The 15713-nt window shown below is 68.6% G+C and carries 12 protein-coding genes, 1 tRNA gene and 1 pseudogene; 7 read left to right on the forward strand and 7 right to left on the reverse strand.

Features of this window, described 5'->3' with window-relative positions; genetic code table 11:
- Nucleotides 1-39: 39 nt before the first annotated feature.
- Nucleotides 40-759, reverse strand: coding sequence for a transketolase (locus ACWD02_RS21405; RefSeq protein ID WP_451212978.1), 720 nt, complete (start codon nt 757-759; stop codon nt 40-42).
- Between the two features lie 130 nt (nt 760-889).
- Between ACWD02_RS21405 and ACWD02_RS21410 the strand changes: the two genes are divergently transcribed.
- Nucleotides 890-963, forward strand: a tRNA-Pro gene (locus ACWD02_RS21410).
- A gap of 146 nt (nt 964-1109) precedes the next feature.
- On the opposite strand, the gene ACWD02_RS21415 is transcribed toward ACWD02_RS21410, so the two are convergent.
- On the reverse strand, nt 1110-1997 hold the full coding sequence (locus ACWD02_RS21415; protein ID WP_451212981.1) for a glycosyl hydrolase: 888 nt from the start codon (nt 1995-1997) through the stop codon (nt 1110-1112).
- A gap of 403 nt (nt 1998-2400) precedes the next feature.
- On the opposite strand from ACWD02_RS21415, the gene ACWD02_RS21420 reads away from it, so the two are divergent.
- Nucleotides 2401-3498, forward strand: coding sequence for a hypothetical protein (locus ACWD02_RS21420; protein ID WP_451212984.1), 1098 nt, complete (start codon nt 2401-2403; stop codon nt 3496-3498).
- A gap of 87 nt (nt 3499-3585) precedes the next feature.
- Nucleotides 3586-3945 (forward strand): hypothetical protein, encoded by a 360-nt coding sequence (locus ACWD02_RS21425; RefSeq protein WP_451212987.1) that lies wholly within the window; start codon nt 3586-3588, stop codon nt 3943-3945.
- Nucleotides 3946-4040: 95 nt separating this feature from the next.
- Here the strand turns inward: ACWD02_RS21425 and ACWD02_RS21430 are convergent, their stop codons facing one another.
- Both ACWD02_RS21430 and ACWD02_RS21435 read right to left on the reverse strand, forming a co-directional pair.
- A complete protein-coding gene (locus tag ACWD02_RS21430; protein WP_451212990.1) occupies nt 4041-5693 on the reverse strand; it encodes a glycine/sarcosine N-methyltransferase in 1653 nt (550 codons plus the stop codon).
- A gap of 237 nt (nt 5694-5930) precedes the next feature.
- Nucleotides 5931-7067 (reverse strand): annotated as a pseudogene (locus ACWD02_RS21435) (pectate lyase family protein); the annotation flags it as partial.
- A 172-nt stretch (nt 7068-7239) separates the two neighbouring features.
- Between ACWD02_RS21435 and ACWD02_RS21440 the strand changes: the two are divergent.
- From ACWD02_RS21440 to ACWD02_RS21450, 3 genes are read left to right on the forward strand one after another with little or no spacing between them, the layout of a single operon-like run.
- The gene (locus tag ACWD02_RS21440; RefSeq protein ID WP_451213380.1) at nt 7240-8043 is read left to right on the forward strand and encodes an alpha/beta fold hydrolase; all 804 of its coding nucleotides are present in this window, start codon (nt 7240-7242) and stop codon (nt 8041-8043) included.
- Nucleotides 8043-9353 (forward strand): PP2C family protein-serine/threonine phosphatase, encoded by a 1311-nt coding sequence (locus ACWD02_RS21445; RefSeq protein ID WP_451212993.1) that lies wholly within the window; start codon nt 8043-8045, stop codon nt 9351-9353. The genes ACWD02_RS21440 and ACWD02_RS21445 overlap by 1 nt, the downstream gene beginning before the upstream one ends.
- On the forward strand, nt 9350-9679 hold the full coding sequence (locus tag ACWD02_RS21450; RefSeq protein ID WP_451212995.1) for an STAS domain-containing protein: 330 nt from the start codon (nt 9350-9352) through the stop codon (nt 9677-9679). The genes ACWD02_RS21445 and ACWD02_RS21450 overlap by 4 nt, the downstream gene beginning before the upstream one ends.
- Nucleotides 9680-9706: 27 nt before the next feature.
- Here the strand turns inward: ACWD02_RS21450 and ACWD02_RS21455 are convergent, their stop codons facing one another.
- Nucleotides 9707-11764, reverse strand: coding sequence for a glycoside hydrolase (locus ACWD02_RS21455; RefSeq protein WP_451212998.1), 2058 nt, complete (start codon nt 11762-11764; stop codon nt 9707-9709).
- A 162-nt stretch (nt 11765-11926) separates the two neighbouring features.
- Between ACWD02_RS21455 and ACWD02_RS21460 the strand changes: the two genes are divergently transcribed.
- Entirely contained in the window at nt 11927-13102 is a 1176-nt protein-coding gene (locus ACWD02_RS21460; RefSeq protein WP_451213001.1) for an MFS transporter, read from the forward strand.
- Nucleotides 13103-13190: 88 nt separating this feature from the next.
- Here ACWD02_RS21460 and ACWD02_RS21465 read toward each other — a convergent pair whose 3' ends face one another.
- On the reverse strand, nt 13191-14189 hold the full coding sequence (locus ACWD02_RS21465; protein ID WP_451213003.1) for an ester cyclase: 999 nt from the start codon (nt 14187-14189) through the stop codon (nt 13191-13193).
- Between the two features lie 99 nt (nt 14190-14288).
- The gene (locus ACWD02_RS21470; RefSeq protein WP_451213006.1) at nt 14289-15635 is read right to left on the reverse strand and encodes an MFS transporter; all 1347 of its coding nucleotides are present in this window, start codon (nt 15633-15635) and stop codon (nt 14289-14291) included.
- Between the last annotated feature and the right edge of the window lie 78 nt (nt 15636-15713).

Here is a 15713-nt window from a genome sequence, read left to right on the forward strand (position 1 = left end):
GGCAAGGAGAGCGGCCGTGGGGGAGGGGAGAGCGAGCCCTTAGGGGCCCTTCGGCTCGACCCGGGCGACGACGACGTGTGGCTGCCCGGGATGCGGCGCGGTGAAGGCCGCGTACAAGGCGTCGTGATCGCGCCCGTCGACGGTCACGGTGGACCACCCGGCGGCTTCGAAGCGGGCGGCGATGCCGTCGGGCCTGGCGTGCCGGGCGGAGGCGTTGTCGATCACGACGGTGTGCAGCCGTTCGAGCCCGGCGGGCCCGGCGAAGGCGATGGCCTCGTGATTGCTGCCCTCGTCCAGCTCGGCGTCCCCGACGAGCACCCACACCCGGGCGTCCTCGAGCTTCCGCGCCCTGAGCCCCAGCGCGGTCCCGACCGCGATCGGCAGCCCGTGCCCGAGCGAGCCGCTCCCGATCTCGACCCCCGGGACGAGCACCCGGTCGGGATGGTGCCCCAGCGGCGAGTCGAAGGCCCCGAACCCTTCCAGCCAGTCGACTGGGATGAACCCCTTGGCGGCGAGGACGGCGTAGTACGCCATGGGGCCGTGCCCCTTGGACAGCAGAAACCGGTCCCGCCCCGCCTCCTCCGTCTGCTCGGGTGTGACCCTGAGCACCCGGTCGTAGAGCACCCAGAGCGCGTCAAGGGTGGACGTCGCGGCGGGCCCGTGCTTCTCGTCCCCCGTCATCCGCCCCATGAGGCGGGACAGGTCCGCGTATCCGTATCCATCCGCCCGCCCGAGCGTGCGTTCCGTTGTCGTCGTCATGCCACAGAGCGTGCAACCTCAAGTCCGCTTGAGGTCAACAGCCCGCGAAAGGCGTGAGCGATCACAGCTCCGAGTGCGGTATTGTTTCGGTGCACGTTCGGCCAGGGGAAACCCCAGGTCACACGGGCACCGGGACGTGGCGCAGCTTGGTAGCGCACTTGACTGGGGGTCAAGGGGTCGCAGGTTCAAATCCTGTCGTCCCGACTAGTTCGAACTATCGAACGTCGCAGATGAAGGGCCGTTTTCGAACGGCCCTTTTTCTGTTGTCCGGTGAGTCCCGCGTGGCAGGAGGAGGGTGTGGCAGCAAGGCGTGGCAGGAAGGAGCGTCCTTCGCCGCTTCCCGGTGATCGTCAGCCGCCGAAGCGGAGCTTGTACTGCGCCTTGCCCTTGGGGTAGTCGTCCAGTGTTCCGCCGCCCCAGTCGAAGTCGAAGTACGCCTGGTACTCCGAGTCCTTGACCAGGTCGGCCATCCGGTCGATGAAGTAAGGGGAGTCGCCGCCGCCCATGTAGGCGTCGCCCTTCCCGTAGAGGCCCCACTCGGGGTAGGACTTCGGCTTGTGGTGGGCGGCGGCGAACGCCTTGAAGTCGTTCACGCCCATGGGGGTGGTGAGGGTGTGGTCCCACCGCTGGGCGGGCGTCGCGTCCGGGTGCTCCCACCACACGTCGTAGATGTTCAGACCCACGATGTCGACGTAGGAGTCGCCGGGGTACAGCGTCTCGAATGAAGTGACCTTGCCCGAGGTGCCGACGGCCATGTTGTAGTCGAAGCGGAAATGCGTCCCGGTCCGGGCGCGCATCAGGGTGACCACCCTGCGGAACATCTCCCGATAGGCCGCCGGGTCGTCGGTCCCTTGCCACGTGCCGATGGTCTTGTTGTTGCCCTCGTATCCGAGGCGGATGACCGAATCGGCGAGGCCGTTCTTGACCAGCAGGTCGGCGAGGTCCCGGAACTGGCCGTCGTATTTCCCGGCGAGCCCGTCCCTGAAGTTTCCGCCCTTGGGCAGCATCGGCAGCCCGAGCACGAATTGCCGGCCGTCCCCGGCCTTCTTCCAGTCACCCCAGTACTTGGCCGCGTACTGATTCCAGCCGTCGTTCTCGGACGGGTCCAGATAGTCCGTGGCATCCATCTGCGACCGCCCGAGCCACGTCCGTGAATCGTTCACGGCATCGGTCTTGCCCGGACCGGCGTAGACACCCAGACGAGAAGGAACGGCGGCACCCTCAGTAGGCATGGCCATGGACGCGAGGATAACCCCGGCCATGGAAATGATCGTTGCCAGCTTTCGCTTCAATTCTCGTCCTTCTCGACCTGGCCCCCGGTTCCGGGACATTCTGGGAAGGGCCGTGCGCGCAGGCAATGAGAGATCATTACTAGGCGAGTTCGTAGGGTGGGTGGTTCACCGCCCCGCATGCAGCGCGATTCGCTGCTATCGAGCGTCGTTTGCGCGTTGCGCGGCATGGCGCATCTCACGTCACCGGCGGCTTCGGGACGCGTCGAGGGGGTCTTGAGGGGGGTGTCGAGGCGGTCCGCTTTCACGACGTCAGAGCCGCGGAATCGCGTCGGCCGGGTTGTGTGATGATACGCGGATGATGTCCGGCCCTGGGGAGAGGCCGGGTGTATGAGAAGGGGTGGGACGCGGCGTGGGCAAGGATGGGTCCATATCGGACGAGGAGTGGGCGCGCTTCCTGCGGGATGCCGAGGCCGGCGCGCAGAGCGCTCCCGAGGAGCCTTCGGCGCGGGCGCGCATGGTGGCGCGGCGGCTGCGGGAGGAGCCCGGCCGGCCGGAGGGGTGGCGGACCCATCAACCGGCCCGGCGGCGATGGGGCAAGGGCTGGTACGTGGTCGGTCTGGTCGCGGTCGCACTGGTCCTGGCGGTGGCGGTCGCGCCGGGAAACCTGACCGGCTGGCTCGGAGGTGACGGTGGCGGGGACGCCCCGCAGGCCGCCGCGGAGTCGGCTCGTCCGGGACAGGCGCCGGCGACGGAGGCCGCGGCCCAACGGCCCACGGTGGACGAACCGTTCAGGGGGTCGCCCGCGGCGCGGTGGCGTGACGGGGCGGCAGGGATTCATCTGCCCGAGGCGCGGGCCACGGGCTGGATGAGCCGGGAGCAGGTCGAACAGACCCTCGAGCGGTCCCGGGATTTCCTCGTGGCCTCCAGTCTGGATCCCGAGGTATTGCGCGGGGAGCGGCCGCGCAAGGCGATCGACCTCATCAATCCGCATCAGGCCGACGTCAAGGAATTCCTGTCTGTCGCGTTCAGCGCGCCCAGCCAGGAGAACGACCCTCTGCTGATGTTCAGCCGATTCGAGAAGTCGAAGGTGCGACTCGTCGGGGACGTGGTCAAGACGCGGGGTCGGATCACCTTCGAGGAAGGCAAGCGTGGCGCGGTCGAGGTGACCGCCGATGTCACCTATGTCTATCCGGTCGTGAGCGCCAAGGCGGGCAGCGACGAAGTCGTGCGTACGATCGTGCGCCGCGAGACCGTGATGAGCTGGGACGACCCGGCGAAGGTGATCACCAAGAAGGGGACGTTCTCCTTCATCTCCTACAAGGTCGACACCACCAACGGCGGCTGCGACACCTACACCGGCTACCTCACCCCCGCATTCGGCGCGGAGCGCGCCGCCCCGGACGCGCACGAGGGCCCCGAAGTCGACCCCTACGACCGCAGCGAGTCGATGGACTCGCGCATGGCCGAGTCCGACAGAGCGGGCTGCGGCACTGCCTCACGCTCGTGAGCGGCGTGCGGCGCACCGCGTGAGTTGAGCGGAGTGCTGCGGCACTGCGTGAGCTGAGCGGGCGGCCGGTGATTAGAATCTTCTCTCATGTCGAAGCCTGACGAACTGCTCGTTGACGTCGCCGCCCTGGTGGAGTCCGGGCACAGCAATCAGATGTCTCTGACCGTGGTCGCCTGTGGTGCTGTCATCACGGGCCGGCTGGCTCCCGAATCCGTCTGGAGGCAGCGGGTCTCGGAGGTCCTGGCGGACTCGGACCGCCTGAGCGACTTCTCCGCCATGTTCACCGCCGGGACGGACAAGGAGGGGCCCCCGCGGTATCTGCACTTCCACGTGGCGCGGATTCTGCAGGGCACGGTGGGAATCCCGGAGACCGGCGGCATGTACCGCGTGGCGATCGAGGATGTCAGCGCCTGGACCATCGGCGACTTCAGCTACTCCGACCACTGACGGACGCCCCTATGTAAGCAAGTGCCGAGGGGCCCGGGTGCCGGCCGGCACCCGGGCCCCGAAGGTTGCTCGGGTGTCCCGCTCAGTCGATCTGCTCAGTCACCGGTGCCGAGCCTGAAGTGGAAGATTCCCCAGGTCAGGTGGGCGTCGCGGCCGCCGGCGATCCAGTGGCCCAGGCCCTTCTTCATCTGGGCGAGATAGTCGTGGCTGATCCTCCTGGCCAGCCCCTCGGCCTCCTGGCGCTCGGTTTCCTCCAGGACCCGCGTGTAGTGGTTCACCAACTGCTCGCGGTGCTCTTCGAAGCCACCGTCCACGGCGGTGAAGCCGAGCCGGTCCAGCTCGCGCGTGTAGAAGCCGGGCGAGCCCATGTCGTCCAGATGGATCCGGTCGAGGATCGGCTGGAGTACGTCCGTGCGGCCGCCGTCCGCCGCCGCCATCGGGTCGGTGAAGATGAGACGGCCGCCCGGCCGCAGCACCCGCGCGATCTCCTTGAGGACCTGGACCCGGTTGCCGCTGTGCAGGAAGGCGTCCTGGGACCAGATGACGTCGACGTGGTCGTCCGGGTACGGGATGTCCTCGAAGGACCCGTCCACGACCTCGATCCTGTCGGTGAGCGAGCGGGCCGAGTTCAGCTCCTTGTGGCGCTGGTTCTCCACCTCGCTGAGGTTGAGGGCGAGGACCCGGCAGCCGTACGTCTGTGCCAGATAGCGCGCCGAGCCGCCGAACCCTGAACCGAGGTCGAGCACCACGGATTCCTGGGTCAGCTCCAGCTTCGACGCCATCCGCTCGACGGTCCGCCGGCTCGCGGCCGCGATGGGTTCCACGGGGCTTTCGTACAGGCCGATGTGGATGTCCTCGCCGCCCCACACCGAGGCGTAGAAGGTGTCGGCGTCCGGTGAGTTGTAGTAGCTGCGGGCGGTGCTGACCGCGCCTTTGTACTGCCCCTCGTCCTCCGTCCGGTACTCCTTCTCCGCCACGTGCACGAAGAAGTCCGGCTGCTCGCCCCGGTAGGTGTGCTGGAAGTCGCCGTAGGTCTCGATGTGCTGGAAACCCACCTCGGACATGAGACGCCGGGTGTAGTCCTTGCGCAGCGGGAACATGTTGAGGTGGTAGATGGAGTCGTCCGGGAAGCTGTACCGCATGCGGCACAGGCCCTCGTCGACGTACTCCGGTTCCACGATGACGTCCTCACCGCAGTAGTAGTACCGGTGCTTGCTGGTGTACCCGTCGTCCAGGACCGCATCGTAATTGCGCTGGTCCAGGACGAGAATTCCGTCGTGCTTGAGCATCGCGTAGAACTCGGCCAGTGCCTTGCGCCGGTCCCGCTCCGAGAAGAGATGCGTGAAGGAGTTGCCGAGGCAGACGATGGCGTCGTACTCCCCGTGCACGTCTCTGTTGAGCCATCGCCAGTCCGCCTGCACGACCCGCAGGATGTGCCCTCCCTGCTTCGTGCCGTTCTCGAACGCCCTCGCCAGCATTTCCGCGCTGCCGTCCGCGCTCACGGTCTCGAATCCGGCGGCCAGCAGCCGTACGGAATGGAATCCGGTGCCCGTCGCGACGTCGAGCACGCTCCTCACCCCCCACTTGCGCAGCAGGTCGATGAAGAAATTCCCTTCGCTCTCCTCCCTTTTCTCCCAATCTATGAGGGAGTCCCATTTTTCGACGAAGCTGGGGACGTACTCCTCCGTGTAGTGCCCGGTTTCACGTACTTCGACAGGGTTGTCGCCGAACTCTTGAGCCGGTTGCACGATGATGGGGACCCTTCAGCCTTGAGGAATCCTGCCCGGCGCGGCAGCCCAGGCCGGCACATGCCGCAGGCCTGGGGAGCCGCGTGGTGTGAGCGGATTGCTATCCAAGACTGAGGGGTCTGATGCCTCCAAAGTTCGTATACGGAGCCGGAGTTGAGCCGGATAGCGCCCTTGGCCAGCGCCTTTCCCGCCTCAAGATTGTTTGCGGCAGGGTGGACAGAACGGCCGCTGTGTCTAGCAGCTGCCGTCCGACACCTTGAGGCCGGTGTTCGCTCCCGCCGTCCTGGCCACGATGGCCGGCACGCACGCGGCGCTGTCGAGTTTGTGTGCGTAAGGGATGCTCACCGTGGTGTTGGACGTCGGGTTCGGGCCCGCCGGCTTGTACTCGTCGTCGGCGGGTGACCAGGTCACCTTGTCGAAGGTGTTGCCGCTGACCTGCCAGGAGCCGGCCGCGTCGGTGTAGAAGGTGCCGAGGACGTCCTTGGAGTCCTTGAAGTAGTTGTTGTCGACCTTGGCCTTGGCTCCGGCGCGGGAATTGATGCCGGACTCGTTCAGACCCACGTAGTAGTTGTTGTAGATGTGGGCCGTGCCGCCGCGGAGCAGGGGCGTGCGGGAGTCGATGTTCTCGTACTTGTTGTGGTCGTACGTGACGTAGCCGTTCGAGACGTCGCTCTCGCTGGACCCGACCAGGCCGCCGCGCCCGGAGTTGCGCAGGATGCTGTACGACAAGGTCACGTACTGCGTGTTGTTCTTCATGTCGAACAGGCCGTCATAGCCCTCCGACTCCCCGCCCGACGCCTCCAGGGTCGTGTGGTCGACCCAGACGTTGCGGACGTCGCTCTCCATGCCGATGGCGTCGCCGCCGTTGGACGTGGGGGAGCCGGACTTCTTGACGTTCCTGACGGTCACGTTCTGGATGATGATGTTGCTGGAATCCCTGATGTGGATGCCCAGTTGGTCGAAGACGGCGCCACTTCCGACGCCGACGATCGTGACGTTGCTGATCTGCTTGAGCTCGATCACACCGGCGGCGGTGTTGCAGCTGTCGCCCGACACCTTCGTGGTGTTGCCGTGGTTGATCGTCCCCGCCACCTCGATGGTGATCGGAGTGTCGTCGGCGGCGCGGGTGCACAGCGCCGTGTGGATCGCGGTGCCCGTCGTGGCCCGCACCGTCTTCCCGCCCGCGCCGCCGGTGGTCCCGCCGTTCTGCGTGGCGTAGCCGGTGGCGCTGCCGACCGCGGCCGAGGCCCCGGGCCGCGCGGACGTGTCCGGCTGCGCGGAGGCCTCCGGCAGTGTCAGCGCCGCACCGGTCGCGGCCGTGGCGACCAGCGTGGCCAGCGTGAAATGCAGTCTTCGTGAACGTGCTCGGCTCATGGTCGGCTCCCTGTTTCGTCGTCGAATCCCGGGTGACGCTGTTCCGCACGCCGTAGTGGTCACGGCGGAGCCCGAGGTTGCCGCCTCGACGCCGCGTTCTTCGCGCCCTGCGCCGGCCGCGGGGGCGGTCTCCGCGTCCGGGGCTCCTGTGGCAGGTGGGAGTATGGACAGCATGGATATACGAGCCAGGAACAATGTGACGGTCACGGGGCCGGCCGACGGGCCCGCGGTGGTCCTCGCGCACGGCTTCGGCTGTGACCAGAACATGTGGCGGCTGGCCGTGCCGGCCCTCGCGGAGCGGCACCGCGTGGTGCTCTTCGACTACGTCGGCTCCGGAGGTTCGGATCTGTCGGCCTGGAGCCAGGAGCGGTACGCGTCGCTCGACGGCTACGCCCAGGACGTGGTCGACGTCTGTGCGGAACTGGGACTCGAGCAGGCGGTCTTCGTCGGGCATTCGGTCAGCGCCATGGTCGGAGTTCTCGCCGCTCGGATGGCGCCCGAGCGCATCGGGTCGCTCGTGATGGTGGCGCCCTCTCCCCGGTACATCGACGACGACGGTTACCGGGGCGGCTTCACCGCGGAGGACATCGACGAGCTGCTGGCCTCGCTCGACTCGAACTATCTGGGCTGGTCGTCCGCGATGGCGCCGGTGATCATGGGCAATCCGGAGCGGCCGGAACTGGGTGAGGAACTGACCAACAGTTTCTGCGCCACCGACCCGGACATCGCCCGGGTCTTCGCCCGCACCACGTTCCTGTCCGACAGCCGCGAGGACCTGAAGAGCGTGACGGTGCCGACCCTGGTGCTCGAATGCTCACAGGACGTGATCGCGCCGCGCGAGGTCGGCGCGTACGTGCACGCCGCGATCCCCTCCTCCCGCCTGGTCACCCTGGACGCCACCGGGCACTGCCCGCAGCTGAGCGCGCCGGAGGCCACCAACGAAGCCATCCTCGAATTCCTCGGGAACCGCCGTTGATGGGCCTCGCGGGCGACGAACCGGAGCCGTCGGAGATCGGGGACGCCGCGGGCACGGACGCCGCGTTCAGCGCACTGCTCGAGGACAGTGCCGAGGACCTGTACGAGAGGGCTCCCTGCGGCTACCTCTCGACGCTGATGGACGGAACCATCGCCAAGGTCAACACCACGCTGCTCGACTGGCTCGGCCTGAAGCGCGAGGCCGTGGTGGGGCAGGTCCGTTTCGCCGATCTCCTCACCGTCGGCGGGAAGCTCTACCACGAGACGCACTTCGCGCCGCTGCTGCGCATGCAGGGCGAGCTGCGCGGCATCGCGCTCGAGATGAAGGGAGCCGACGGGAGCCGGCTGCCGGTGATGGTCTCCTCCGTGATCAAGCACAGCGGTGAGGGCGACCCGCTGCTGATCCGCACGACCCTCTCCGACGCCTCCGACCGGCGGGCCTACGAGCAGGAGCTCCTGCACCGCCGCCAGGAGGCCGAGCGGGCGCGGGCCGAAGCCGAGGAGGCCCGTCGGCAGGCCGAGGCCGACCGGCAGCGCCTCGCGGACTCGCTCGCCGTGCTGCAGCAGTCCCTCGTGCCCTCCTCGCTGCCCGCCGTGCCGGGACTGGAGGCCGCCGTCTACTACCACACGGCCTCTCCGGACCGTCTCGGCGGCGACTTCTACGACCTGTTCGCCCTGGGCGACGGCCGGTGGGCCTTCTTCCTCGGGGACGTGTGCGGCAAGGGTCCCCAGGCGGCTTCGCTCACCTCGCTGACGCGGTACACCTTGCGCGCCGCGGCCCTGCACGATTCCGAGCCCGCCACGGCCCTGAACACGCTGAACGCCGTCCTCCACGAGCGCTACGGAGCCAGTGGCGACCCCCGCTACTGCACGGTCATCTTCGGCGTGATCCAGCCGGGTGCCGAGGACGGGGACATATCCGTGCGCCTCGCCTCCGGTGGTCACCCGCCGGCGCTGATCATGCGGGCCGACGGCACCGCCGACTACCTCCCCACTCCCGGGGGGCTGCTCGTCGGCGTCCTTCCCCAGGCCCGGTTCACCACCGCGGAGACCACCCTCGCCGCCGGTGACACGCTGTTGCTCTACACCGACGGGCTCACCGAGGCCCGTACCGGCTCCACCCGCCAGAGCCTCTTCGGCGACGAAGCCCTCCAGGCCTTCGCCGCCGAACACGCCCCCACCACACCCCACGAGATGATCGCCGCGCTGACGGGGCTGCTTGAAAGCTTCGGCGACGGCCTGGACGACGACACCGCACTGCTCGCACTGGGCGTCCCCGCCGCCCACCCGGCAACGGATCACCCACGATGAGCCCTCTGAACATCACCTGCCGCACCGCTGCCACCGGCCCCGTCCTGCACGTGGCCGGTGAACTCGACTACGAGCGGGCCACCGCCCTACGCGAACAGGTCGACTGCGTGGCCCTGTCCCGGGGCCAGAACCTGACCATCGACCTGACCCGTCTCGAGTTCTGCGACTCCACCGGCATCAGCGTCCTGCTCGCCGCCCGCCACCGCGCCCTGGACGCGGGAGCCGAGCTGATTCTGGTCGGCATCCCCGCCAACACGCTGCGCATCCTGCGCATCGTCGGCCTGGACCAGGTCTTCACCATCCACCCCGCGAGCGAGACCGCTTGAGCCGTACAGGTCAGGGCAGCCGACAGGTCAGGGCAGCCGTGCGGGACAGAGACGGCGGGGCTTCGGCTCGCCCTTCAGCCTGGCTTCCGCGCAGCCGCCCGGCAGCGAACCGTACGCCCTCTTGCCGAAGTTGGCCGTCACCGTCAGTTCCCCGGCGCCGAACTCCGAGCGCTGCACAGCCCCGTCAGCGCTGAGCCGCCGGTAGCCGGTCATCCGCTCGGTGCCCGCGGCCTGGTGCAAGGGCGCGAAGTAGCGTTGCAGCGCGGCCATCTCCTTGCCCGTGGACCTCAAGTTCCTTTCCCCGAGCGTGAAGTTGAGCGGCGTGTTGTAGAGCGCGGACATCAGCGCTCGGTTCCTCTTCTGTGCCGGGAGTTTGTTGTACGGCATCTCCCAGCGGTCGGTGTTGATGACGGAACCGTGCAGTGCCGTCTCGTACAGCGGGACGCGATAGCGCGGGTCGAACATCGCATTTGCCAGAGCGGCCGGGAGTTCGGCCTCCTTGAAGAAGAACGCGGGCTCGCCCTGCGGTGCGTAGCCGCCCCACTTCTCCTTGTCCTTCTCCAGCTTCCACAAGCCGTCGGCGACCGGTGTCTGGCCACCGTGGTCGAAGGCAAGCACGGGGGCGGCCCAGGCGCCCGCCGACTCGGAGCCGAGGACGAACTTGTCGTCGGACGCCAGTTTCCGCATGCGCTGCAGGCGATTGGCGCGATCCTGCTTCTTGTTCATGCGGTGGCCCTCGCTGCTGTCGGTGAACAGCTCGCCCGCCGCGTCGACGTCCAGGAAATAGCTGTCGGCGCCGTTGGCCGTCATCTTCTTCGCCCGGTCGGCCAGGTAGTGCTTGGTGGGCTCGGCCTGGGCGAAGGCCTGGGTGCTGACATAGCAGCCGCGGCCGCCGAAGCCTTCCTTGATCTCGCCCTTCCAGTTCCGCACGCAGAAGTCCGGGTAGACCGAGCCCGGCCACCTCGACGACGGGTTGTCGGCGGTGTCGGAGGGCTGGCCGTTGGCGTAGGAGTCGTACGGGGCGACCAGGTAGCCGTTGCGCTTCGCTGCCCGCACGGCCTGCTCGTCCATCGGCCGGTCGTCCGCGTCGTAACCGAGCCAGAGCCGTGAGACGCCGAGCTCACGCAGTTCGTTCACACCCTTTGCGGTCCGTGCGCTGCCCCAGGCGTAGGCGTGCACGGCCCCCAACAGGCGCTTCACGGAAGGGTTCTCGTCGATCTTCTGCTTCAGTGAGCGCAGCTCGCCGTGTTCGTCGAGGTAGTCGCGGTAGTCGGCGGCGGAGGAGACCGGGGACGAGTCGGTGAGGGAGAAGTGCACCGTGTAGTCGCGGGTCCGCTCGCGCCGCGAGAACTCGTGCCGCGCGGTGGAGCCGATCCGGCCGTCCTTCGACCCGAAGGCGAGCGACGTGCCGACCTCCTCCGGCACGATGTAGCCGACACCGTGCTTGCCCTGGGTGTAGCCCCAGGCCGGAAGGGTGAGGCCGCCCGAGAGTTCGGCCTCCGAGTCCTTGAGACCGGCCTCGCCGGAGTTCCAGAAGGTGTCGCTCACCGGCACGCGCAGGCCCTCGCCGCGGGGGATCTGCAGGGCCGCGCCGGCGCCGGGCGACGTACGGGGCCAGGACAGGTTCTGGTCGGCCGCGGAGCGCACCGTCATCCGCAGGCGGCCGCGCTCGCTCTTCGCCGTGACGGTGAGCTGCTTGGCGGGGTACGACCAGCGGGCCGTGCCGCCGTCCACGGTCACTCGGCCCGGCTTGCCGAGCCGCTGTCCCGCCGCGCCGGACACCGGGAGCGAGGTCCCGTCGCCGGCCCGCCCCGTGACGCGCAGCGACCCGGTGTCCACGCGCGCGGTGCCGCCCCGCACGGTGAAGTCCACCGCGGCGCCGTGCACTTGAGGCGGCACCGCCGGCCTGCCGCCCCCGGACGTCGGCTCGCCCATGGCCAGGTAACCCGCCGACGCCGTACCGGCGGTCAGCGCCACCGCCGCGGCGATGCCATACGTACGGACACGTCGCCGACGCCCCGCGCCCGCGACGTCACTGTGCCGGGCTCCCTGGGGCTGACTGCTGTTGTTCATCGCGTGGTTCACGAGGGAGAGCGTCGGTGGCGCGCTTAAGAAGTTCCTAAGAGGACCCCCACGGAGCCGATCACAGCGGGAAGCTGCGGCGGTGACCGGTGCTTGGCGGAACATCGGCATCTTCTGGCGAATTACCGGAAGTGCGACACGGCGCCCGGCGTCGACGATGACGGGGTGCGAAGGAATACGTCCATCACCCTCTTGTCCGCCGGGCACGCCTGCGTCGACCTGTATCAAGGCGCCGTGGCGTCCCTGGTGCCGTTCTTCGTCGCCGAGCGCGCCTACAGCTACGCCGCCGTCTCGGGCATCGTGCTCGCCGCCTCGCTCTTGTCGTCGGTGGCGCAACCGCTGTTCGGGATTCTCACCGACCGCCGGTCGATGCCGTGGCTGCTCCCGGTCAGCACGCTGCTGGGCGGTGTGGGCATCGCCTTGAGCGGCGTGAGCGGCTCCTACGGGCTGACCCTCGTGTTCGTGGCGGTGTCCGGGGTGGGCGTGGCCGCCTATCACCCCGAGTCCGCACGGGTCGCCCGGCTCGCGAGCCAGGGCAGCCACCGAGGCATGGGGTGGTTCTCGCTCGGCGGCAACCTCGGCTTCGCGGTCGCCCCGCTCCTGGTCAGCGCTGTGGTCGCCGCGGGAGGACTGCGGTTGACCCCGCTGCTCGTCCTTCCGGCGCTCGTCGGCGCCGTGTTGTGCCTGCCCGTGCTGCGTGCGCTGGAGCGGCAGCGAGGAGCCGCCGGGGACGGCGCGGGTGCGGCGGCGGTCGCGGCGAAGGACGACAAGGCGTCGTTCGTGAAACTGTCGCTGGCCGTGGTGTGCCGGTCGATCGTCTTCATCGGCCTGAGCACCTTCATCTCCCTGCTCGCCAGGGAGCGCATGGGCGGCAGCACGGCCGCCGGCACAGCGGCGCTGTTCGTGCTCTACCTCGGTGGCGCGGTGGGCTCGGTCCTTGGCGGCGCGCTGGCCGAGCGCTGGGACCGGGTCACCGTCGCGCGCTGGTCGTACCTGCTCACGGCCGGATGTGTCGCGGGTGTGGTGTTCGTGCCCGGTCCGGCGTTCTATCCGTGCGTGGCCCTGACCTCGGCCGGCCTGTACGTCCCGTTCTCGCTGCAGGTCACGCTCGGGCAGGACTACCTGCCCTCCCGCGTCGGCACCGCGAGCGGGATCACGCTCGGTCTGACCGTGAGCATCGGTGGTCTGGTGAGCCCCTTGATCGGCGGTCTCGCCGATGCGACATCACTGCGGAGCGCCTTGGCGCCCCTGGTCCTGATGCCCGTGCTGAGCTGGCTGCTGTTCCGCACCCTGCCCGAGCCCGGACCCACCGTGCCGCGACCCGTGGGTGCGGCCCGCTGACGGGGGGAGGGGCCCCGGATGCACCGGAGCCCCTCCACGTCCCATCGGTCCTTCAGCAGATGTCGGTCCTCCAGCAGCTGTCGGCCCTTCAGTAGATGTTGGCCTCCACAGCCGGGCCGTCGCCCCGCGTGCCGTTGATCTGCGCCCGCAGCGAGATCTCGTCGTACACGCGGAACTCCCGTACGATCCGGCCGTCCTGGATCAGGAACTGGGAGACGCCGAGCATGGTCACCGGCTTGTCGGTCAGCGGGCCGAAGTCCGGGGTGCCCCGGTAGGTGCCGTGCATGGTCCAGGTGACGGCCACGCGCAGGCCCGCGTACCGCGGCGAGTGGTTGGTCTGCACGTCCCGCACCTCGAACCGGGCGTCGGGGAACGCGGCGACCATGGCCATCAGGTCGCTCTGGTAGCGCTCGGGGCGGATGACGGTCCGGTCGCCGATGGTGTGCAGGAAGAGGTCACGCGTCATGAAGTCGTTGACCTTCTGCAGCCGGCGCTGGGTCCACACCTCGTCGATGAACTCCAGGACCATCTCGCACTCGGGCCGGAACTCGTCGGGCCGCGGTCCGCTGACACCGGCGAGCAGCACGTCCTTCGGCGGCTCCTCGGTCATCGATCCGCTGTACCCCTGGAACCGCAGGGCGCGGGCCGCCTCGTCGGGGTCGTCGCCGCGCTGCAGACAGGTGGCGAGCTCGTCGCGGACCACCCACTCCTCGACCATCCGGCCGCGGCGGTAGAGGCAGTTGGCGACCGTGCGCTTGCGGATGCGTATGTTCCGGCCGTCGACCAGGTGCTCGTCGGCGGAGAAGACGAGGTGTGAGCTGAGGAAGGCGTCGTTCCCGCGCGCCTCCCACACCACGTCCTCGGCCTGGCCGATGTGTCCGGGCGTGCTGCCCATGCGCATCGTCGTGCCCTCGATCACGCCGTCGCGGCCCACCACGGTGCCCAGGCTCGTGTGGACGATCGAGTCCGGCTCGTAGTTGTCGACGATGTAGGAGATGTCCCGGTCGACCCAGATGCGGTCGGTGACCTCACGGATGAAGTCGTCCGGGTCCGCGTAGGGAAGGTAGGCGACGGGGTCAAGCGACATGGTGGGTGCCTTTCTCGAACTCTGCGTATCTGGACGTGTCGGACGGGTCTGTGTATGCGTATGCAATTGGCTGGCCCGGGTGACCGGGCGGCCCGTTCCTCAGGCGGCGAACTTGTCCGCCCCGAGGTGGCTCCGGTAGGTCTCCGTCATGAACGCGCTGACGACCACGAGGGCCAGGATCGCGGCGGCCGCGAGGTAGACCCACACGGCGTAGATCGTGTCGAAGCTGGTGACGAGCAGGGCGGCGACGAACGGCGTGATGCCCATGAAGATGGAGAACGAGCTGTTGTACGCGATGGCGCTGGCGCTGAACCGGGTGCGCGTCGCGAAGAGTTCGGCCGTGCAGACCGTGACGATGCCGGTCAGGAAGAACTCGGGGATGATGTAGATCAGTTGGCTGGCGACGGCCGCGCCGAAGGTGCCGTACTCGCCGACCCGGAAGGCCAGTGGGACCAGGACGATGCACGCGACGGCACCGGCGATCAGCATCGGTTTGCGGCCGATCCGGTCCGAGATCATGCCGGCCAGCGGCAGCAGCGGGATGAGCACGGCGACGGAGATGGCGTTGGACGTCAGGGCCATCCAGCGCGGCAGGCCCAGCGTGCCGGTCAGGTACTCCGGATAGAACGTGACCCAGGTGTAGGACAGGATCGCGAGCATCACGGAGACGCCGCAGAACACGAGCATCGGCCGCCACTGCGTGCGCAGCGCCTCGCGGATCGGGGCCTTGACGACGTCGATGCCGCCCTCCGTGGCACGGACGAACTCGGGTGACTCGTCGATGCGCCGGCGCAGCCAGATCCCGACCGCGCTCAGCGGCAGCGCGAGCAGGAACGGGATGCGCCAGCCCCACGAGTCCAGTGTCGGGCCCTCGAAGGCCCAGCTGGTCAGGGCGGCGGTGCCGGCTCCCGCGAGGATGCCGGCGAAGCAGCTGTTGGAGGCGTACGAGGCGTAGTAACCGCGCCGCTCGGGCTCCGCCCACTCCACGATGAAGGCCACCGCTCCGACGTACTCCCCGCCCGACACCATGCCCTGGACGACGCGCAGGAGCAGGAGAAGCAGGGGCGCGAAGATCCCGATCTGCTGATACGTCGGCAGGGCGCCGATCATCGCGGTGGTCACGCCCATGAACACGATGGTCCACAGCAGCGTCTTCTTGCGGCCCACCCGGTCGCCCCAGCGGCCGACGAGCGTCCCGCCCAGAGGGCGGAACAGGCAGGCGATGGCGATGATCGCGTACGTGCTCAGGACGGCGACGGCCTGGTTGCTCTGCGGGAAGAACGCGGGCGCGAGGATCGGCGCCATGTAGCCGTAGAGGCCGTAGTCGAACTGTTCGACGAAGTTTCCGATGCTTCCCGCGCCGATGGCGCGGCGTATCGCATTCCGCTTCTCCGCCTCGGTCCCTTGGGGGCCGGTTGCGGTGGTGGGCGGCGCTACAGCGGACATGGCTTCTCCGTTCGCGCGGTTTCAGGGCAATGCATACGTATGAACTTCCGCCGAACACTAAGGAGCGTGACGGAGGCC

It is taken from the genome of Streptomyces sp. NPDC002853, assembly GCF_053591915.1.

Excerpts from the sequence above, each read along its gene's own strand:
- ACWD02_RS21425 (WP_451212987.1), top strand. The coding sequence starts at position 3,586 with ATGTCGAAGCCTGACGAACTGCTCGTTGACGTCGCCGCCCTGGTGGAG.
- ACWD02_RS21450 (WP_451212995.1), top strand. The coding sequence starts at position 9,350 with ATGAGCCCTCTGAACATCACCTGCCGCACCGCTGCCACCGGCCCCGTC.
- ACWD02_RS21445 (WP_451212993.1), top strand. The coding sequence starts at position 8,043 with ATGGGCCTCGCGGGCGACGAACCGGAGCCGTCGGAGATCGGGGACGCC.
- ACWD02_RS21440 (WP_451213380.1), top strand. The coding sequence starts at position 7,240 with ATGGATATACGAGCCAGGAACAATGTGACGGTCACGGGGCCGGCCGAC.
- ACWD02_RS21405 (WP_451212978.1), bottom strand. The coding sequence starts at position 759 with ATGACGACGACAACGGAACGCACGCTCGGGCGGGCGGATGGATACGGA.
- ACWD02_RS21470 (WP_451213006.1), bottom strand. The coding sequence starts at position 15,635 with ATGTCCGCTGTAGCGCCGCCCACCACCGCAACCGGCCCCCAAGGGACC.
- ACWD02_RS21415 (WP_451212981.1), bottom strand. The coding sequence starts at position 1,997 with ATGGCCATGCCTACTGAGGGTGCCGCCGTTCCTTCTCGTCTGGGTGTC.
- ACWD02_RS21465 (WP_451213003.1), bottom strand. The coding sequence starts at position 14,189 with ATGTCGCTTGACCCCGTCGCCTACCTTCCCTACGCGGACCCGGACGAC.